The sequence below is a fragment of the Microvirga massiliensis genome, assembly GCF_001006805.1.
Taxonomy (GTDB): domain Bacteria; phylum Pseudomonadota; class Alphaproteobacteria; order Rhizobiales; family Beijerinckiaceae; genus Microvirga; species Microvirga massiliensis.
The window spans coordinates 399,296-418,914 of the sequence record NZ_LN811351.1 but is presented as its reverse complement, the minus strand read 5'-3'; the positions used below and the strand labels follow the sequence as shown (position 1 = coordinate 418,914).

Annotated in this window: 17 protein-coding genes and 1 tRNA gene; 7 read left to right on the top strand and 11 right to left on the bottom strand. The window is 62.2% G+C overall.

Annotated elements, in window-relative coordinates; translation table 11 throughout:
* The 6 genes from BN1233_RS48240 to BN1233_RS07060 form a co-directional block, all read right to left on the bottom strand.
* A partial coding sequence (locus BN1233_RS48240) for a hypothetical protein (RefSeq protein WP_046862809.1) occupies positions 1-1,108 on the bottom strand: 1,108 nt, incomplete at its 3' end.
* A gap of 911 nt (positions 1,109-2,019) precedes the next feature.
* Positions 2,020-2,706, bottom strand: a complete 687-nt coding sequence (locus BN1233_RS07080) for an ADYC domain-containing protein (protein WP_048709482.1) — start codon at positions 2,704-2,706, stop codon at positions 2,020-2,022.
* 135 nt (positions 2,707-2,841) lie between these two features.
* Positions 2,842-3,075: a hypothetical protein gene (locus BN1233_RS07075; protein ID WP_147707028.1), complete on the bottom strand. Its 234-nt coding sequence runs from the start codon at positions 3,073-3,075 to the stop codon at positions 2,842-2,844.
* 483 nt (positions 3,076-3,558) lie between these two features.
* Positions 3,559-4,533 (bottom strand): ABC transporter substrate-binding protein, encoded by a 975-nt coding sequence (locus BN1233_RS07070; RefSeq protein ID WP_046862807.1) that lies wholly within the window; start codon positions 4,531-4,533, stop codon positions 3,559-3,561.
* Positions 4,534-4,705: 172 nt separating this feature from the next.
* Positions 4,706-5,680 carry a magnesium transporter CorA family protein gene (locus tag BN1233_RS07065; RefSeq protein ID WP_046862806.1) on the bottom strand — a complete coding sequence of 325 codons (975 nt, stop codon included), beginning with the start codon at positions 5,678-5,680 and terminating at the stop codon, positions 4,706-4,708.
* Positions 5,681-5,803: 123 nt separating this feature from the next.
* Positions 5,804-6,466: a DUF6766 family protein gene (locus BN1233_RS07060; protein ID WP_046862805.1), complete on the bottom strand. Its 663-nt coding sequence runs from the start codon at positions 6,464-6,466 to the stop codon at positions 5,804-5,806.
* 418 nt (positions 6,467-6,884) lie between these two features.
* On the opposite strand from BN1233_RS07060, the gene BN1233_RS07055 reads away from it, so the two are divergent.
* Positions 6,885-8,798 carry a potassium transporter Kup gene (locus BN1233_RS07055; RefSeq protein WP_046863168.1) on the top strand — a complete coding sequence of 638 codons (1,914 nt, stop codon included), beginning with the start codon at positions 6,885-6,887 and terminating at the stop codon, positions 8,796-8,798.
* Between the two features lie 795 nt (positions 8,799-9,593).
* On the opposite strand, the gene BN1233_RS07050 is transcribed toward BN1233_RS07055, so the two are convergent.
* Complete coding sequence (locus BN1233_RS07050) at positions 9,594-9,914, bottom strand: Cif family virulence factor (RefSeq protein ID WP_046862804.1); 321 nt, start codon at positions 9,912-9,914, stop codon at positions 9,594-9,596.
* A gap of 578 nt (positions 9,915-10,492) precedes the next feature.
* On the opposite strand from BN1233_RS07050, the gene BN1233_RS07045 reads away from it, so the two are divergent.
* A complete protein-coding gene (locus BN1233_RS07045; RefSeq protein ID WP_046862803.1) occupies positions 10,493-11,482 on the top strand; it encodes an ABC transporter substrate-binding protein in 990 nt (329 codons plus the stop codon).
* Between the two features lie 74 nt (positions 11,483-11,556).
* Here BN1233_RS07045 and BN1233_RS07040 read toward each other — a convergent pair whose 3' ends face one another.
* Positions 11,557-11,763, bottom strand: a complete 207-nt coding sequence (locus tag BN1233_RS07040) for a hypothetical protein (protein ID WP_147707026.1) — start codon at positions 11,761-11,763, stop codon at positions 11,557-11,559.
* A 72-nt stretch (positions 11,764-11,835) separates the two neighbouring features.
* On the opposite strand from BN1233_RS07040, the gene BN1233_RS42655 reads away from it, so the two are divergent.
* The 3 genes from BN1233_RS42655 to BN1233_RS07030 all read left to right on the top strand — a co-directional run bounded on the left by BN1233_RS42655 (position 11,836) and on the right by BN1233_RS07030 (position 13,381).
* A complete protein-coding gene (locus tag BN1233_RS42655) occupies positions 11,836-12,231 on the top strand; it encodes a hypothetical protein (RefSeq protein WP_048709480.1) in 396 nt (131 codons plus the stop codon).
* A gap of 477 nt (positions 12,232-12,708) precedes the next feature.
* A complete protein-coding gene (locus tag BN1233_RS46680) occupies positions 12,709-12,903 on the top strand; it encodes a site-specific integrase (RefSeq protein WP_147707025.1) in 195 nt (64 codons plus the stop codon).
* Positions 12,904-13,305: 402 nt separating this feature from the next.
* A tRNA-Ile gene (locus tag BN1233_RS07030) sits at positions 13,306-13,381 on the top strand.
* 1,309 nt (positions 13,382-14,690) lie between these two features.
* On the opposite strand, the gene BN1233_RS50970 is transcribed toward BN1233_RS07030, so the two are convergent.
* The 3 genes from BN1233_RS50970 to BN1233_RS07020 form a co-directional block, all read right to left on the bottom strand.
* A complete protein-coding gene (locus BN1233_RS50970; RefSeq protein ID WP_425311684.1) occupies positions 14,691-15,143 on the bottom strand; it encodes a cupredoxin domain-containing protein in 453 nt (150 codons plus the stop codon).
* A gap of 152 nt (positions 15,144-15,295) precedes the next feature.
* On the bottom strand, positions 15,296-16,090 hold the full coding sequence (locus BN1233_RS46675) for an anti-sigma factor family protein (RefSeq protein ID WP_046862801.1): 795 nt from the start codon (positions 16,088-16,090) through the stop codon (positions 15,296-15,298).
* Positions 16,087-16,611, bottom strand: coding sequence for a sigma-70 family RNA polymerase sigma factor (locus tag BN1233_RS07020; protein ID WP_046862800.1), 525 nt, complete (start codon positions 16,609-16,611; stop codon positions 16,087-16,089). The genes BN1233_RS46675 and BN1233_RS07020 overlap by 4 nt, the downstream gene beginning before the upstream one ends.
* A 202-nt stretch (positions 16,612-16,813) precedes the next feature.
* Between BN1233_RS07020 and BN1233_RS07015 the strand changes: the two genes are divergently transcribed.
* Together BN1233_RS07015 and BN1233_RS07010 are read left to right on the top strand one after the other, a co-directional pair.
* On the top strand, positions 16,814-17,896 hold the full coding sequence (locus BN1233_RS07015; RefSeq protein ID WP_046862799.1) for a type III polyketide synthase: 1,083 nt from the start codon (positions 16,814-16,816) through the stop codon (positions 17,894-17,896).
* A 211-nt stretch (positions 17,897-18,107) separates the two neighbouring features.
* Complete coding sequence (locus tag BN1233_RS07010; RefSeq protein WP_048709467.1) at positions 18,108-19,352, top strand: FAD-dependent monooxygenase; 1,245 nt, start codon at positions 18,108-18,110, stop codon at positions 19,350-19,352.
* Positions 19,353-19,619: the final 267 nt, after the last annotated feature.

The following is a 19,619-nucleotide window of genomic DNA, read 5'->3' as shown; positions in this document are numbered from 1 at the left end:
CCTCGGGCTCGAAGGCCTCGTTGAGCGCTATCTCGCATTCGGTCACGCGAGCGGGAGGATCGACCCTTGCAACCGTCCGGGGAGCGAACTCGATCACGTTGGCAGATGAGGGTGTCTGGGGCTCGGCCTGCGGTTCGACGGCCTCAGTCGCAGCCGGGGCGACAACTTCGGCAACAGGCGAGCCGACACTCTGCTGCGGGGTGGCCTCATCGGACCGTGGAGCGATCTGGGTCAACTCCTCCGCGTAAAGCGAGAGATACCCGTAGTCGATCTCTTCCGCCTCGGCGGAGAAGGGTTGCTCTGCATGAGCGTCCTGCGGGAGAGCCGTCTCCTCGGCCTCGTCGTGCGTCCAGACGTCCTCGTGAACGGATGCTTCGGCGATCGCCACGGATTCACTGCCCTCGACAACCTCCTGGTCTGGAGATGTCTGGGGTGCGACCACCGCCGCCGGCGGTAATTCCGCTCGGGCTTGCCGGGCAAAGCTGACCTGGCTCGCCGTGAGGCCGTTCAGCCAGGTGAGTGCGGAGAAACTGCTATTGATGGTGAAGGCGGGGGAGACGGAAATCGGCTGGGTCTCGTTGCGCATAAAATCGATCGGTTCTGCCTCTGGTTCGAGGCGGGCTTCTTCGGTGTCGGGCGTAACGTCCGGTTCAGGGCAAGCGGCGAGTTCCTCGTCATCCTGTGGCAGTGTTTCGCAGTCGTCCTGCGGCAGGGCGGCGTGAGAGGTCGCTCCCTCCTGAGCGAGGATCGAGTCTTCCAGGGAATCGTGGTCTTCGGGCGCAAATGTCGAGCGCAGGGTCGCGATCTGTCTCCTGACGGCCGATTCGAGGTCCGGCCGCGGCTGTTGCTCATCGGCTGGGGAGATGCGGGATTCAGGCAGTGCGGGGCGGGCCGGAGGCCGCCTGGGCGGCGACGGCTCGGGTTCCGGAATGCCATTGCGGGCGCGAATGACGCGATCGGGTGTCCGGGTTGCGATGACACCGTCGCCGAGCACGAAGGCCTGGCGCCATGGCGGTTCATGCGCGGGATCGAAATGGGAGTTGGACCCGGACTCTGCGACGGCGCTGCGAAAGGGAACGCCCGTGTGGCTCTCCGGAGAGCCGTGCAATTCGCTCTCGATTGAGCCAGGGAGCGGACAAAACGGTAGACGGCGATCTGGGTGCATGGTCGCTAACAAGCAGGAGGAACCCAGGCCAGCGAATGCTGACCACTCGTTAACGGTTGTGCGCCGTTTAGGTAAATGGACGGTTAGGCTCTGGACTCACGTCACCGGGTGCCAAAGTCTGGCTCAAACCGCGGGTAAAGTGCCTCTGATTGCAGGGAAGCCTGACTCCCGACCGTGCGGAGCTGATCTCGACAGCGCTTGCACGGCTCCGCTGACGTCGTCTGGCGAACCGACGGGAAAGCCTCGCGACCTGCCATGAACGGAACGGGCGGCCCACATGGGCCGCCCGTTCGCGTTTCCGATGCCTGCTGGCGAAGCACGATTCACCTCCCGGCGGTGAAATGTCTTAAGGATTCGCCTGAAGAAATGCAGCCAGGGCATGCGGGGCATGCCAATCCAGATGAAGTTGGATTCGGAGGGGCATCCCGCCGGGTTCTGCCGGGCAACGGCGAAAGGGGCATCAAGGCGGGGGCATGAAGGACTCACACAAGCTATCGCGGTCAGGCATCCCGCAGGTCTCATCGATCAAGGTGATGCAAACGGGCCTGTTCACGAACGCGTTGATCCCCGTGCATCCGGCACGGTGGGTGTGGCTCCCGCAGCCATCGCATGCCTCATCCCATGGCCCGGGCCCGTTCGGACGGTGGTTTATAAATCAGCGACACCTTGCGGGAGCCGCAGCGCGGGCATTTGAGGCGCTCGGGAAGCATCGACAGCAGCATCTCCGCGCCGTGGGCGCAGGGATCAAGGGATCCACCGCCCGATACCTGGCCGGGCGAACACGTTCTAGCAGGCAAGTGCTTGGCAGCGAGTGGATCCAAGCCTGCGCGGAGGCGCCGCGGGTGTCGTCGGTGTCAGGAGCGATTCAGGATGAGCACCCCATCGCGGCTTTCATTTTCCTGGCAGATCTCCCCGGTCCGACCGCGCAAGCGAGGGTAAGTCCGCTCCAGCTCATTAAGCGAAACAATCTGCGCAATTCGCGGTTTGCGGATGCAGATCGCGCCGTCCACGCCCCAAGCGGCTTCGAAGCTCAGCCCTCCCGGATCCACGGCGGGTTTGAGGATCCCGAGTCGGTCAAAGACGTCGATCGGCGTGTCATCGCGGGTATGCCCGACACCGTCCCCGCCATGGTCGGCCCGCACCATCCGTACGCAGGCCTGATGATAGTCCCAGAGCGACTTGCCATTGGCAGCCGTTCGCCAGGGCTTGTAACCCCAGCGCACACACTTCCCGATCGCTCCGCCTGTGCAGATGAGTGAAAACGCCCGGTCATCCGCCAGATGGCGACCGGCCTCGGTCCACGTCCCACTCAGCGGAAAGGCCTTGGCTACTCCGTCGGGGCCGGGTTGGCACAGGTTGCTCCACGAGCCGTCGGCCGGGTCCTGGACCGACAGGGTATACAAGTGAATGTCACCACCCGGGTCGGTCGGATCCGACTCAACGGCCTCGATGCGAACTGACTGCTGTCCGCGCCGCCGGTCGGCGACGGACAGGATGGCACCCACGAGGTCGGCATCCGTCAGGATACGCCCGTCCGGCAATGCAATCCGGAAACTCGGTGCCGATGACCTGGACGCCCTCCAACCGCGCCTGCCCTGCGGCGGCTGCCGCAAGAGCCAGCCCGCCCCAGGGAGCCACGAGTGCAAGGCAAGAGCGCACCCACATCGCCGATGGCTTCAATGAGCCATCATGACGGTTCCGTCGGGCAGCGTGATCTTGCTGATCGTCACTGCCTCGAATCCGAACCGCGCCTTGTCGGTGACCGCGTTCAGCACGATCCTGTTCGCGACGACCCTGTTCGCAGCAAGCCTGTTCGTGACAATCCTGGCGCTCGCCGGAATGCTGGAGGCGACAGTCAGCGCGATTGTTGTCAGCATGGCACCGAGCAGTTTCGATTCCGAGATTGTCATCGCTTCCCTCATTCCAGGGACTTCCATGAATGATGGCTCGGACCATCAACGCACCAGTCTGCTCCTTCTCGGCCGAGGGCGACGTGACACGCGTCACACCTGGATGCGAAAGGGGCAAACCTGCATCGGTGGTTTCGCATTCATGGCATTGGCCCGACGCAGCAGCCGGCGATCCCTCCGGCGGGGCTAGCAACTCCTGCACGATGCAGGGGGCCGACAAGAAGCGAGCTGGGACCGTGAAGGCGAGTTTCACGAAGAAGCCTTGAGTGACGCCGTCGGGACCTGATCCCGTGACATCGCCGGCGGGCATAAGGAAATTTCAGTTTTTGCTCCGCATCCAAAGGCAGGATTGGTCGTGCCATTCTCGGACAAATCCGCTCGGGTTCCCATGCCCCGGCCCCCAACGGATAAGGCTCCCCGATAGGCCTGAGCGGAACCAGATACTTGTTCAGGGGAGCGGCTTACGGTTGAGCGCTCCTGCTCTCATTCGATCACCTGGTCGGCTCGAGCGAGGAGAGTAATCGGAACCTGAAGGCCGAGTGCCTTCGCAGCCTTCAGATTGATCACGAGCTCGAACCTGGTTGGCTGCAAGATCGGCAGGTCGGCGGGCTTGGCCCCTTTCAAGATGCGACCCATGTAAACGCCCACCTGGCGATAGACGTCGGTGACGCTCGGCCCATAGCTCATCAGGCCGCCCACCTCGACGAACTCGCGCCATTCGTAGATCGCAGGAATGGAATCGCGGGCGGCCAGCTTCACGATCTGCTCGCGACGGCTGTTGAAGAACGGGTCGGCGGTGACCAGGAGCGCATCGGATCGTGTTTGACCGAGGGTGGCGAATGCAGTCTCGAGTTCGGGCGCCGTCGCGGCATTCAGGATGTCGATCTGTCGTCCGATGCGCAGGCCCGCCTCCAGCAGGTCCCTTGTCTGGGATGAGGCAAGATGGCTGTGGGGGTTGATGAGGGCGGCGACACGGGTTGCGGCCGGCATCAGCTCTTGCAGGATCTCCAGCCGCTTCGGCTCCATCGATCCGGTGAGGAAAGCCACTCCGGTCAGGTTACCCTCGGGCCGGCCGAGGTTCGCGACAAGGCCGGATCGAACTGGATCGGTGGTGATGGCGACAATCGGAATGGTCGAGGACGCCGCTTTGGCGGCCAAAGCGGAACCACCCGTTGCGACCAGGGCGGAGACCGGTCGGCTGACCAGCTCGGTCGCGAGTGCCGGCAGCCGATCGTAGTCGCCGTCCGCCCAGCGGTACTCAACTCGGACGTTCTGGCCCTCCACAAAGCCTTGCTCGCTGAGTCCGCTGCGAAAGGCTGCCACGAGGTGCCAAAACCGCTGGGATGAGGCCCCACTGAGGAACCCCACCACAGGCATTGCCATCTGCTGCGCACGCGTCACGAGCGGCCGAGCGACTGCCATGCCGCCGAGAAGGGCGATGAACTCCCGCCGCCTCATTGGATCACCTCGTCGGCGTGAACGCCTTCCAGGCAGGGCGAGCTGTGCGATGCCAGCTTACTCGATCCCGCCATTTCAAGACAGGCTCTGAACTGAAGCGCTATCGGGAATGAAATGCGGGTTGCACAGTGGCAATGCACATTAATGTCGTCAGAACCTCAGTGCAGAGGTACTAGAACCAGCCGCGCCACTTGAACCAGAGCAGCGGAATGACGGCGCTGACCAGGATCACCGCCAGCCCGAACGGGTAGCCCCATGCCCAATCGAGTTCGGGCATGAACTTGAAGTTCATGCCGTAGATGCCGGCCATCAGCGTCGGCGGGATGCCCACCACCGAGGCAATGGTCAGGACCTTGAACAGGTCGTTCTGCTCGATCGTGATGTAGCCCAGGACCGCATCCAACAGGAACTGCACCTTGCCCGAGAGATGCGCCTCGTACTCGTTGAGCGAGGCGACGTCCTTCAGGACGGCCCTGAGCCGCACCCGGAACTCCGGCGTGATCCATTCTTCACCGATGTCGCGGGCAAACGAGGCAATCCGCCCGACGCCCAGCATCACGTCGCGGGCCTGCGAGACCCGCTCGCCGATGGCTCCCACGGCACTGAGCGTCGTGCGCAAGGTATTGGTGGACCGGACGGCATGGCTCAGGTGGATCGGGTTGCCGTGGAACACCCTGTGGGAGATTCGGTCGAGTTCGCCCCGCAGCCCCTCCAGCACGTCGGCCCCCCGGTCCACGATCGCCTCGAGCAAGGCGGTGAACACCCCCACATTGGTGGCGAGGGACGGGTCATTGTGGATCTGGTCCGCGACCTGATCGAACGTGGCCAGCTTCGCGAACCTCACCGTCACCAGCACGGTTGGTGTCAGAATGAACCCGACCGGCGACAGGAAGGCTTCGGTCGTGTCGCTGCGGGCGAGAGTAGGCGTGCTGAGATAGATGATGCCCCGGCTGACCTGTAGCCGGCTTGAGGCCTCAATCTCACTGAGGGCCTCAATGGACGGCACCTGGATGTGGGTCCGGCTTTCGACGAAGGCCTTTTCGTCGGCGGTCGGCTCGAGCAGGTCGATCCAGATCACTTCCTGGGGCAGGTCGAGCGAGGCGCTCTCGCGTACCGTTCCCGCCGCATCGCGATAGATGGTCAGCATGTCGCCTGCCCAAGCCGCCTGACGCCTTATGCTGGAATGTCGCTGACATAGGGCTGATTGCGATCCGGTCATGAGCGTGGCCGACACGCGACGGCGAGGCTGCCGGATCGAAGGGGTCTCGAGTCAGTGTCCGGTGGCGGCGTGCGGGGCCGCCACGGGCTTCGACTCCGGCGAGCCGCGCTCGCGCAGGAAGATGCCGAGCACGATGAGCACGGCCATCGACAGGAACTCGCTCTGCCAGTTCTGGAAGCTCTCATACCAGAACTCCGCATCCGCGAGCGTCTCGACCATGCTCTGGGCCGGCTCGTGATGCAGGAGCGCCGCCTCGTTCGCCCGGCGCGTGCTGCCCGCCAGATGCAATCCGAACGACAGCAGGAACAGCCCGACGAGCGCGATGCTCAGGGAATGCGAGTAGAACTTCAGGATCAGGCCGCCGCGCTGGACCGGCCAGGGCGCGTCCGGATTGCCGCGCCGGGCGTGCGGGGGTTCGTCCTCGGGATTGGCCTCGTCGGGCTTCTTGGATTCGGCGGATCCCTTCTGGAACAGGAAGACGGTCAAGAGCACGTAGACCGCCATCTGGAGGAACTCGCTCTCCCAGTTCTCGAAGGTCGCCGAGATGAACTGGCCCGTGGTCAGGTAAGCGAGGAAGCCGACCGGGGGACTGCCATGCAGGCGCAGCTCCTCGATTTGGGCTCTCCAGCCCGTGATCGCCTGGCCGACGAGGGCGAGCAGGAACAGGGCAAACAGGGTGAGCGAGAGGCCATTGTTCCGCAGGAACCGTTTCATCCGCCGTCTCCACACACGCAAACCGTCACGGTTCAACCCTGAAGCCTTACCTTGGTTTCGGAGGCTCTCGGCCCCCATGCGATCGGGATCGCCTGAACAGGCAGGCACGGACGACGCTTGGTCACGGCCGTGGACTGGCGACGCAATTCCTTCGTCCGAGGTCAGTACTTGCGCTTAGAGCAGACGAACATGGCTCGCCCTCACAACGGCGGGCCACGCTTGCCGCCGGACAACTGGCATCCGGGAGAGGCGGGTAGCGGGCCTCCTTCCGCTCTCGATAACGAGCATCTCCTCGGTGCGGTCGCGGGGGCCGCGTTCCGGCAGCAACGATCGGCAGGCATCTTCGGCGGAACTCAGCGGTTCCGCACCGGTTGTTCTCACGTTCGGTCGCCAGAACCGTCCCGAACCCCGGACCGCCATGGTTGCCACGATCGATGCCCCTGCCCATGGTACGCGTTCCGAAGGACCGTCCCGAGCGCTCGTGCTCGGTGCCCTCGGGGTCGTGTTCGGCGACATCGGGACCAGCCCCTTCTACGCCTTGAAGGAAGCCGCGCATGCGGCCGGACGTGGCAGCGCACCCTCCCCGGACGCGCTGCTCGGCGTCCTGTCTCTCATCCTGTGGTCCCTGATCGTCGTCATCTCGATCAAGTACTGCATCTTCATCCTGCGTGCCGACAATCGCGGCGAGGGCGGAATCATCGCCCTGCTCGCCCTTCTCGGCGTGCGAAGGGTCCAGCCCGGCTCATGGCGCATCCATCTCGTCCTGCTTGGGCTGGTCGGGACCGCCCTGCTCTACGCCGACGGCACGATCACGCCCGCGATCTCGGTCCTCAGCGCGGTCGAGGGACTCACGGTCGACTCACCCCAGTACGAGACCTACGTGGTTCCGATCACGCTCGTCATCCTGGCCGCCTTGTTCTCCGTCCAGCGCATGGGCACCGGCTGGATCGGCGGGATCTTCGGCCCCTTTATGCTGGTCTGGTTCGCCATCCTGGGAATTCTCGGCCTGCGGGGCATCCTGGCGGCGCCGGACGTCCTCGCCGCGATCAATCCGTCCTACGCGGTGGCCTACGTCGTGAGCGCGAACCTCTCCGTCACGCTGGCCGTCCTGGCGGCAGTGTTCCTGGCCGTGACCGGTGGCGAGGCGCTCTACGCCGACATGGGGCATTTCGGCCGCTCCCCGATCCGAGCGGCGTGGTTCCTGGTCGTGATGCCGGGCCTGATGCTGAACTATTTCGGGCAGGGTGCCCTTCTCCTGACGGATCCGACGGCAGCGGAAAGCCCCTTCTATCACCTGGCCCCTGACTGGGCGCATTACCCACTCGTCGCGCTGGCTACAATGGCGACCGTGATCGCGTCGCAAGCGGTGATCACCGGCTCGTTCTCCCTGACCCAGCAGGCGATCCAGCTCGGGTTGTTGCCACGGCTGCGAGTGATCCACACGTCCAGCCACGAGCGGGGTCAGATCTACGTACCATTCGTGAACTGGGCTCTGGCGGCGCTGACGCTCGGAGCAGTTCTGGGCTTCGGCTCATCGAGCAGGCTGGCCGGCGCATATGGGCTGGCGGTGTCGTTCGACATGGCGATCACCACTATTCTCGCGACCTTCGTGGCGCTCCATTGGGGCCACAGGCCAATCCTGGTCTACCTGCTGAACGGCTTCCTGCTCGTGGTCGACCTCATCTTCTTCGCCGCGAACACGACCAATCTGTTCCAGGGCGGCTGGTTCCCTCTGCTGATTGCGATCGCCACCGCGTTCATGATGCTGACGTGGCGCCGCGGCCAGCAGCTCGTGAACCAGGTACGCTCGCACCTGCGGATCTCACCGAAGGACTTCCTGCAACAGCTTCAGGCGAATCCGCCGATCCGCATCCCGGGCGTCGCGATCGTCATGTCGGCTTCCGCGTCGGGCATCCCGGCCACGCTGCTGCATCACCTGAAACACAACCGGGTGCTGCACGAGCGGGTCTTCCTGGTTTCCGTGCAGGTCCTCGATGTGCCCACCATACCGGACGACAAGCGCCTCGAGCTGGTTCCGATCGGTGCGGGCATTACCCGCGTAATCCTGCGGTTCGGCTTCACCGAGAAGCCTAACGTCCCGGCGGCGCTCCGCTCGGTAGCCCACCGCCATGGGGCCCTGGCGCTCGATCCCGACACCGCGACCTACTATGTTGGGCGGCAGACCGTGGTGGCCGCCCGGGCCCAGGCCGGCATGGCTCTCTGGCGCGAGATGGTGTTCGCGATGCTCAACCGGAACGCGGAGCTCACCGCCGATTACTTCTGCATTCCCGCGCCCCAGGTGGTCGAGATCGGCAGCTCGGTCGAGATCTGAGGCGAACTCTTCACGGATTCAAGGGCTGCCCCGTCCAACCTCCTTCGCTGGAGGAGGGATGCCGAACCTGACAAGAAGGAACCCATTTCTTCGGTAAGCCCGCCCCCGAAGCTCACTCTGCCGGGAAGTTCAGCGGATCAGGGCAGCCGAATCCCGGTGCCCATCCAGGGTGATCGCGCTTGCCGTGGGCGACCTGAACGAACCTCAACCCTCCATTCAGAACGGCTTCATGAGGAACAAATTAGATCTCATCCCCTCCGAGGGTAAGTCCTGCCAAGACTTCCGGAGAAGTCAGCTAGGCCCGGGGAGGCTTTGACCTGTTGCGCTACTGCTCAGCGACCTATAGCAGTTGGGGGAGGAGGTCTGCGGTCAGGAAGCGATCGCTCTGTCCTTCCCGGCTCGTTCCTCGAGGAACGCGTTCCGCTCGGTCCCTGCGTGCAAGGGACCCGCCTCAACCTCTTGCATACAGAAACTACCCCGCCCGGTCGCTCCGAGGGCGGGTTTCCTCTTGGGCGCACGGGCAGCCGCTTGGCCGTCCTCGGCTTCGGCGCGGTTGCGGCGGGCACGCTGAGTTACGCCTGGGGCGCGGTGGTCAGCCCCCTGATGCAATGTGCAGTGGGCGATTGAGGAATACGCTGGGCGCTTCGAGCGGCCTTTTGGCTCATTGGCTCCCAGAAGGAGGATCCGATGCTGTCCATTCGACCGTAAACCCGCACTACAAGCCTCCCGATCCATGCGCGCTGCCCCAGCCCTCAAGTTCGCCGCAGCCGCCAAGGACGTCCTGCATCCGGGTAGCTAGCGAGTGGAGGTTGCGGTGAGGGGTGCAACAAGCGTGTTCTGGAACGCTGTGACCTGCCACCTGCCGTCGTTCTTCACGAATACCCGGAGGCTGGTCTCTTCGCCCCTGGCACTCACAAAATCAGCGTCTGGGGTGTAGAGCCGCATATACGCGGCCGCATCATGGTGGTTGAAGCGGTCCGTCATCTCACTGACAAGTCTCCGGATTTCAGCCTCATCGCTTGGAGAATCCTGCCCGTTCACTGTGACCGGCCACCAAAGACTGAGCGCCATGCCAACAAGGGATGCGGATCTGGCAAGCGATTTCGCGCGGACCATTTCCTCCTCCAGTTCAAGCGCATTTCCATTGCCATGATAACAGGCCAGCACCACCCGTCCATTGCAACGGCAGGCCAGGGCAACGCCTCTGGGCGCAGCAGCGCTATCGGCCAGCCCTTCCAGAAGCAGGCCCGGAGGCTCCCCTCCGGTTTGTCCATGCGGCCTAACACTACTTTGGCGAACGGGAGCAAACTTCCGGTGAGATCAGGCATCTAGTCGGAAATGCCGGGGAATCCCAAGTCTTTGGTTTGTCGGCGTTTTCCACCTGAGTCGCCAAAGTGGTGCTACGCTTCCCGTCTGAGCCGTTCCGAGGTCGTTGTGTCTACCGTTACCGATCCCGACCCACTCGCGCCCCTGCTGGCCCTGTACGCGGGACACCGTGCAGAGCTCCTGCACCAAGCCGGCAGTGCCCTGTCGGCAGATGCAGGCCCTTACTCGACGTGGAAATGCTCGAGTGGGCTCCTCTTGCGCGGAACCCGCTCTGATCCTGTTTGGCCTGCGCTGGTCGGTGGCGAACCGGCGCTTCCGAGATCATCCGACCGGGGCAGACGTCCACGCCGGACCGGTGGGGTGATCGAGTGAGGCGGCGGGAGTTCATCGCGTTACTCGCTGGGACAGCCGCGGCACGGCCGCTTGCTGCGCGCGCGCAGCGAACCGCGAAGCTCCGGCGGATCGGATTTCTCACCAGCGCCGCCCGCCCAAGCTCAATCGAAGCAAGCTACCTCAGTGGCTTCCCGCACGGGATGCGGGAGCGCGGGTATGTGGAGGGAAGAGACTACGTCATTGAGTGGCGCTTCGCGGACGGCAGGCTCGAACGCTTCGCCGACTTTGCCACCGAGCTGGTGCGCCTGAAGGTCAACGTCTTCGTGCTCGGGACTCCGACCGCCGTGCCGGCAGTGCGGCAGGCGACCAACACCATTCCCGTCGTGATGGGCTACTCGACCGATCCCGTCGGCAGTGGCTTCATCGCGAGCCTTGCGCATCCGGGCGGCAACATTACCGGACTGGCGAGTTCGCAGGATGATGCCGCGCCAAAGCAGTTGGAACTGCTGACGATGGCGGTGCCCAACCTCTCTCGCGTGATCCTTCTCGTGGATCCGAGCAGCCCGAATTCGCTTCCGATCATCAAGAACGCTCAAGAAGCAGCGCAGAACGCGGGTCTTGATCTCGTGAGAATGGAGGTCCGGAACGTTGAGGAAATCGGAAGCACATTTGCGACGCTGAGTGGGGCACGCGCTGTGGCGGTGATGGTTGTGACCGGGTCCGTTACTTTCTTCCACAGAGAGCGGATTGCAGAGCTCGCGCTCAGGGATCGGCTCCCGTCGATGTTTTCCCTGCGCGAATTCGTCGTGGCCGGCGGGCTGATGAGCTACGGCGAAAGTCTTTTTGACTTTCACCGCCGCGCGGCGTCCTACGTGGACAAGATATTCAGGGGTGCAAATCCGGCCGAGCTGCCGGTGGAGCAGCCCACGCAATTGTTGCTGGTGATCAACCGCAAGTCCGCTACAGCGCTCGGTCTGGATATCCCATTTGCACTCCTGGCTGGCGCCGACGAGGTGATCGAATGAGGGCGTGTTTGATCGCGTCCTGACCTAAGCACCTCTTCCGTGACGGATGTTATAGGCAGCGCCTTCAGGAGAGGCTAGACTACGCGATCGGCTCGGGAGATCACAATGCCATCGCACACACATTTTGCTCTGGTCACGGGCGGGGTGCGCGGGATCGGCTGTGCGATCACCTGATCGATCGCCGACACTTGCATCGTGACCGTCTCGGTCCTGAGCGCCAACCCGTCGATCTCGGCCAGCAATTCGGCGCGCTTGCGCTTCAGTTCGTCTTCAACGCTCATCTCGACCACCCCAGCGATTGAAGCGGAGAGTGGCAGACGAGCCGAATCAAATCTGGTGGTTTTTGCTACCGAATGCCAAGGCTCTGGTGCAAGCCGCCCGCGTTCGACAAAAAGACCGGAAAGCTCCGGGAGCGGGCCGCGTGGGTCATCGTTGACGGAAAGGAGTGGACGGTCACTGGCGTCACTCTTAGCGAAGGCGAAAGCCATAAAACAGCGATAGCGCCGCCCGAGGCCAAGAAGCGGCTCGCAGACTACATTGCCGACAAACATGAGCCCAACCGCATCAGGAACTCGTTGATCGATGATGTTCTCGTGACAGAAGTACTCGAGGTTTACCTCGACGAGGTCGTACCGGATCTCGCGCGCCCGAAGAAGGCCGCAGAGCGGGTCGTCCAGCTCTCACAGTGGTGGCAGGGGAAGACGCTCGCTCAAGTCACCGGAAAGAGATGCTGTGAGTATTTGGCTTAGCGAATCGCACAGCCATGGAAATCTGCAAAGCCGGAGCAGACTGGAAATTGGCCCCGAATGGTGACGCCGCAGGGGGTTCGCCGTGAGATCGAGGACCTCCGGGCAGCGATCAATCATCATCAGTCGGAAGGCTACCGCCGGGAGACCGTGAAGGTCTGGCTGCCCCCAAAGGGGAGAGCAGGAAGCGATGGGTCGCGGCCGAACTCCTGCATGCGATGTGGCGGGACCGTGAGGTGATGACGGTTCGCAAGGGCTCGGCGCGCGCCGGCGAGAAGGTGTTGTCGAGAAAGCAACCCTCGCGCCATCTCGCGAGTTTCAACATCCTAGGTCTCTACGCGGGGACGAGGGCTGCCTCGGTCGCGGCCGTATCCTTTGAGGACAAGCCCGGAGTGGCCTGGGTCGACCTTGATAGGGGATTGTTCTATCGCAAGCCGATTGGCAAGGCGGAAGAGGAGAACAAGCGCGGATCCAGTCCGCTTGCCGGCCCGCCTCCTCACGCATCTGCGACGTTGGAAGAGGCTAGGAATCTCGAAGACATATGTCGTCGAGCATAACGGAAAGCTGGTGGGTGAGGTGAACAAGGGCTTCGGGGTCATCGTGACCAAAGCCGGGCTCGGGCCCGATGTCACCCCGCACGTGCTCAGGCATACATGTGCGACGTGGCTGATGTAGCGTGGGGCCGCCATTTGGGATGCGGCTGGCTACCTCTCCATGACGCCAGCGATCCTTGAGAAGCATTATGGTCATCACACCCCGACTACCAAGCGGGGGCCAGCAAGCGGGCGACATCCGCCCCGCCGGTGTTCGCGGACATCTGGTCGACCTACTACCTGCCGGAGGCGGACCGGAAGACTCAGGACGAGCGGCGCATGACCCGCAAAGCGTCCGGGAAGGCAAAGGCCGCTTGACCCCACGATTGATCTGGGACACGAACATGGCGGCCGGGGGCGACCTCGGCCGTTCCCATTTCCTGATCACGCTCCGTTCTAGGGGAAGTGATTGGGGTGTACAGAGGAAGAACATCGAGATGTGTAACCACCTCTCGCCCTGCCCAAGTCCTTGATTTTCAAGGAAGGGCCCGTAGCTCAATGGTTAGAGCCGGCCGCTCATAACGGTCTGGTTGCAGGTTCGAGTCCTGCCGGGCCCACCAATGTTCTCAAGAATTTAGGCGTTACTCGCGACGCCGTTTGGCCTTATCGGGACAGAAATTGAGACAGATTGCGGTCGAATTTGTCCCGGTAAAATACCTTGGTCAAGCTGCGACATCCCGACACCTAATCTCTTTCGCTGTAGGTCATGGAATCCTACCAGTAGATCACGGCGACCTACACACAAATCACCAGCAGGTTGCGGCCAGGTTATTACTAGGTCATGACGACCTACCTCGAGATCAATCGCGAAATCCATTGATTGACCTTCGGCGGCACGGGGGACCTGTTCGCAGACCTCGGCGTGTCAGCTTTTCGGGAGCACCTGCAGCTCGCAGCCGTGATCCGACGCGTCGTCGGTTTGGAGCCGGCTGATCCCGAGCTCGTGCGATCGTCCGCGGACGGTGCTTGGCTACACGATCGAGCGGCTGCGCGATGTCGCTGTGAGACTACGCCCATGACGCCCCCTGAAATCAGATGGGGCGCCCCGAAGAGCCTGTGTGAGAACCAGGTTCAGGATTCCTGGCGCGGTCGAGGCGCGTGAGACTGCCCATGGCAAGAGCCGTGGGCACTTTCGCGCGGTGTGTCGTCGGTCTTGCCTCAAGCCGTGTGCAGCCATACGGATGGTGCTCAGATCAGGAGGTTGGCTTTCCAGAATTCTCGGCAGCCAGGCGGCCTGGAGGTGGGAGTTCGACCATCCCGCCAGAGTCCCTTGCGAGACTGCTGGACCTATCGCGGTTGTCGTGCCGAGCCAGTGCGGTCCGGATAACGGCCTTTTTCGATGCTGCTTGCTGCCCACCAGAGCCTGAGCAGCACTTTCTTGAACGGCAATTTGCGCTAGGCGAAGCCTGTTCCGGAGGGGACAGTGAAGACCGCCTTGCACTCCCTGGCGGTGCACTTGCAGCGCTCCCGGGACAGCGCGTAGGACCGTAGGTTACGCGCCATGATATCCGCTGCGTTCTATGCGAACGCTGGGAGGCGATCAAACCGGCCCTGGCCCTCGGTTCCTGGCATCGCCGTTCCTCACTGGTCACTGCCGCTAGGCGGCGATCGTCGAATTGCAGATGGCTGGGCTTCCGGTCTTCTGCACGTCTACCGCTCCGGCCCTACACTCATCCCCGCATAGCCTCGGAAATGACGGCCTCTGCGGTCAGTTCGCTTCGATTCGCCCGGCTTCATGGGCTCCAACTACGGACATCCCACTCCGCTGACAACGCCTCGTGGGTCAGGTCTTCAACGGCGCCGTTCTAGGCAGCCTCACATGGATGTAAAAAATTGGAGATTTAGTATCCCACAAGACACCGCTCGTCCTCAATCTACATCGATACGCCCCGTCATTCCGAAGCTGGCGTGCAGAAGGTGCGTACACATCATCCCGTATTGCCCAGTCGCGGGGACAAGGCGCACAGTTCGGGTCTGTCCCTTGCTGACTTCGACCTTACCGCCTGAAACGAAACTTGCGTCGCCAGAGCTGATCTGCGCGGTCCGAAAGAACTCCGGAGCCGAAAGGTTGTGATCGCCCGACCCTTTATTCACAAGCCGCAGCTGATAAGCTTGGCCATGATGCAGGCGCAGCGTCTGTGGCGTGAATGCGAACTCAGTCAGGACGATAGTGACCGGCTGCGTACGACCTTGCGAAGCAGCGCGGGTTGCCGCCGATGCGCTCGAACCGGCACAAATTGCCACGGCAGCTATAACTAGGCAGAGCTCTCTTGGCTGGCCTAAGGATAATGTGCTCCTGTGCCTTGTCGGGCACGGTGGCATTCGTGGGACTGGCCATGCAATTCTGCTTAGTAGAAACCTCATAATCACCTCCGAGTTCTTAGCGGCTGCAGCCGTCGCAGCATTAGAACCTCAATAGCTCAGACCGCTGGCGAGCCCAATTGCTGAACGGGACATTATAGAGTCGACTTGGCCTAGGCCGCACGTTCCAGCTGCTCGTGGATCGCCTGCGCAATTTTGAAGAGCTGATCCCGATCTAGCGCGGCTGCAACGACATAGCCGCAGCCGTCATCAATCCATACGAATGCTTGGACATCGTCGTGCCGGGCAGCGCGAAGCGGCGCCTCGCCGACCTCGCCAGTTCTGATATAGAACGTAACGCGACTGCCCTGCACATCCTGATACATGAGCTGCGCTGCAGCATCTTGTCCAGCCGGCAGAATCCGACCGCCTACGAGCCGGAGGCCATGGCCCGACAGATCCGGCACAACGAGCGTGTGACCAAGCCGCTTTGAGAGCCAGGCGGCAAGATGTTTATCGCGGTCACTGAGGACTTCCACAGGGTATGACGTGTCGTTTGCAAACAGCCTATGGGCTGAGATGGCTTCCCGCGTTACGGCACTCAGCCGAGTCGACAGTCGTGATTCAGCCACATCTTCGTAAATCACGTTCCCGATCCAGCCCACACTAACGCCGACGGACAACCACAGGCATGCGGCTACGGCAGACCTCATTCGGCTACGCAGAGCGGCGCGCCGCTCCGCGACTAGCGAAGAGATCCGCAACCGCGCCGGCAAGGGCTCCAGCGCTATCGGACATAACCGCTCTCGGAGTTCCTGCCGTTGTGCACGATAGGATGCTACCCGCTCCGCGGTAGCAGGGTTATCACGAATGTGAGCCTCTACGTCCGGCAAGCGATCGGAGGCTAGCCGGTCGTCGACATAGGCCTGGAGGTCGTCCTCGCCGATGGGGCGTGGTGGCCTCGTCACTTAACCCTCCTCAGCTTGCACCGTTTGGCCGTGATTGGCTGGCCCGTCTCCATATACTGCCGCAGGCTCTCCCGTCCCCGGCTCAAGCGCGACATCACGGTCCCGATGGGCACACTTAACACCTGAGCTGCTTCCGCATACGTCATCTCTTCAACGGCAACTAGCAGGAGAACCGCGCGCTGATCGGGAGGCAGAAGCTGTAACCCAGTGAGGAGATCCCGAACCGCTAACTGCTCTTCCTGTCCTCCACCCGAAGCGGGCATGGCCTGACCTACATCGAGGCTGACCTGTCCGCCACGACGTGAGCGTTGGCGCAAGGAGGACACGAAGAGGTTGTGGAGGATGGCAAAGAGCCATCCTCGCAAATTCCCGTCCCGCCGCCGTAAATGCCACCTCGCGATTGCGTGCTCCAGACAATCCTGAACAAGATCGTCCGCCGCGTCCGTGTCATGAATCAAGGATCTCGCGTACCGACGCAAGGCCGGAATGTGAGGCTCCACTAGCGGGCCAATCTCGCTCATATGGCAAAGCTTGGTGAATTGCGGGGTCAGTCACTCACCCGACGTATGCCAATGGCATAGACGCTTTCCGTCGCAACTTATTCCGTCACCCCGCCGGCTCCGGTCACTCCACCGTGATGATGGTCGAGCGGGCTCGTCGGAATAGAGGAGGCAGCCCCAGCGTCCATTCGGCCCCAGGTACACGCGCCGGAGCGCACCACCCGTGACAACAGCATTTATCAACCGAATTGGAACTGCGGTTCCCCCAAACGATGTCCATGAGAGGTTCATACACTTCGTCGATCGGCTCTTGCCGGACCGCAAAGCCAAGCTGCTATTCAAACGCATGTCGCAACGCGCAGGAATAGAACACCGCTACTCAGTGCTCGAGCCGAATGATTCACTTGCGCCGGCGTTGGATCGCGACGGATTATACCAGATGGGCCATTTTGCCGGCACGGCCGCTCGCATGGCCCAGTTCGAGACCAAAGCGGCCGATCTCGCTGAAAGGACTATCACTGCGCTCGGGCTCAATGGCGAGCGATCCTCAATCACCCACCTGATCGTGGCTTCCTGCACCGGCTTCGCGGCGCCCGGGCTCGACCAGATCCTCGTTGAGCGCCTCGGGCTCAATCCAATAATTGAGCGCACTATGGTCGGCTTTATGGGTTGCGCAGCCGCGGTCAACGCATTGAAGGTGGCACACCACATCGTTCGATCGGAGCCTTCGTCAAAGGTTTTGGTCCTGAACGTAGAACTGTGCACATTGCATCTGCACGAGACTGCTGATCTCGAGTCTCTTCTGACTGCTCTCCTGTTTGGTGACGGCTGTGCCGCGGCTCTCGTTTCGACAGAGCCTGCCGGTGCAGCCATCGAGAACTTCCGCACGATCACGATTCCGAACTCCCGAGATCTCATCACTTGGCGAGTTGGCGACCGCGGGTTTGAGATGACCCTCTCCGGAGAAGTTCCCGCCCGGATCGCTGGGGCATTGCGGCAGGAGGCAACGCGCAATGACGATCAGGGACTCCTTCGCGGGCAGCGCCCGAGCGACTTCGAGCGGTGGGCCGTACACGCCGGAGGTCGGACGATCCTCGACGCTGTTGAACACGGCTTGGCACTCGGCCCGGAGGTACTATCCTGGTCCCGCGGCGTCTTGCGGGATTTTGGGAATATGTCCTCCGCAACACTGATGTTCGTGCTCCAACGTATGATGGGGGCTGCAAGCGGACCGGCAAACGGAATGGCAATTGCGTTCGGTCCCGGTCTCGTAGCAGAGACTTTCTGCTTCAGCTTGCCGGGCTAAGTGAAAATGCCTTTAGACCTATCGTCCCGCTTAACAGCAACTGAGTTCATGGACTCGGAGCCAGTGAGCCGAGAGGATCATCAATCCTGTCTTTACGGCCTAGCACCCGTTGATGCTCTTACCTTAAGAGACCGCCCGATTCTGAGCTTTCTAGACGGGGCTGTCGCAGACCAGCAGCGGGAGCGGTCGATCACAGTTCTGGACGTTGTTTATGGCTGCGGCGACCTACTGCGGAACGTTCACTGAGCCATCCGCCATGATAGAGCGCTCGCGTGAAGAGGTTCTGATCGTCGGAGGCGGCCCAGCTGGGTCTGCTGCGGCATGCATGCTCGGTGCGCGCGGTCGAATCCCTTTACTAATCGAGCGAGAAGCGGCACCACACGATAAGGTCTGTGGTGAGTTTCTCAGCGCTGAGGCTCAACAGTACTTGGACGATCTCGGGGTTGATCTCGAAGCCATGGGTGCAAGTCGGATAGTCTCGGTGCGTCTCTTCCACGACAACAAGAAAGCACAGTGTGACCTCCCGTTCACCGCGCGCGGCCTTTCTCGCAGGACGCTCGACGAGGCTCTCTTGGAAAGGGCTTTGACGGAGAACTGCCGCATCGATCGCGGCGTTCGCGTCCGAACGATTGAGCCGAGTCCTGGCGGCATGAGCGCGACGACTGACGGCGATCATCGTATCGAGGCGGGGACTTTGTTCTTGGCGACCGGAAAGCACGATGTACGCGGCGTCAATCGTCCGCGGTGCGGGACCTTGAACGACCTCATTGGGTTCAAGTCTTACGTCGTGCTGAAATCGTCACAGCAATCGGCACTGGATGGAGCGGTCGAGATCCATCTTTTCCCAGGAGGGTATGCGGGCCTCCAAATGATCGACGGGGGCCGTGCCGGGTTATGCCTGGTCGTTAGCCGGGGCCGTTTCGAGCAAATCGGGAAAACCTGGCCAACCCTATTGGCCTATTTATGGGTAACCTGCCCTGTCCTGGAAGAGCGGCTCGAAGGATCCGTCGGACTTGCGGATCGCCCGCTGTCAGTCTTTCAAGTTCCATACGGTTTTCTGCATCGGCCGGGGCCGTCAGACCCCGATGGTCTGTTTCGAATTGGAGACCAGGTTGGTGTAATCCCGTCCTTCACCGGTAACGGTGTCGCAATAGCGCTGCATACCGGAACTCTCGCCGCTACGGTCCTTCTCCAAAGCGGAACAAGCCGGCTTTTCCACAAGATCGTTCGAAGCGACATCCGGGTTTCGATCAGCCTGGCAAGCTTTCTCAACCGTGTGAACCGCTGGCCCGGAGGTCAACGTGTGCTGATTAGCACCTGCCAGTCTTGGCCCTCGGCAATGGGCCTGCTCACCTCCCTCACGCGGGTAGCGCCCCGGACGGTGATGCTGACCAGGGCCATCGCGGGCCGGTCCCTAAATGATGGGCAAGGAAGCGGTGCGAAGCCACCTTCCTAATCGGGTCACAGCAGTGAGCAGTGTGCCCGCGAAGCTGGGCTTTTCGGAAACGAGCATGAGCGCGATTGGTGGGCCGGCAATCGCATTGGAACGATGCTTCTCAGGTTGACCGCGGTATGCAAACGGGGTGCCTCACGACTCTATGCCGAACTTCCTATCGAAACCGGGCAATCACGGCAGTGCAACTTCTGCCGCGAACGATTTTCCGCTATTTGTACCGCCTCGGGCCCGATTGACTCGGCCGAGAGGTCGTGTGAGGCGCGGATG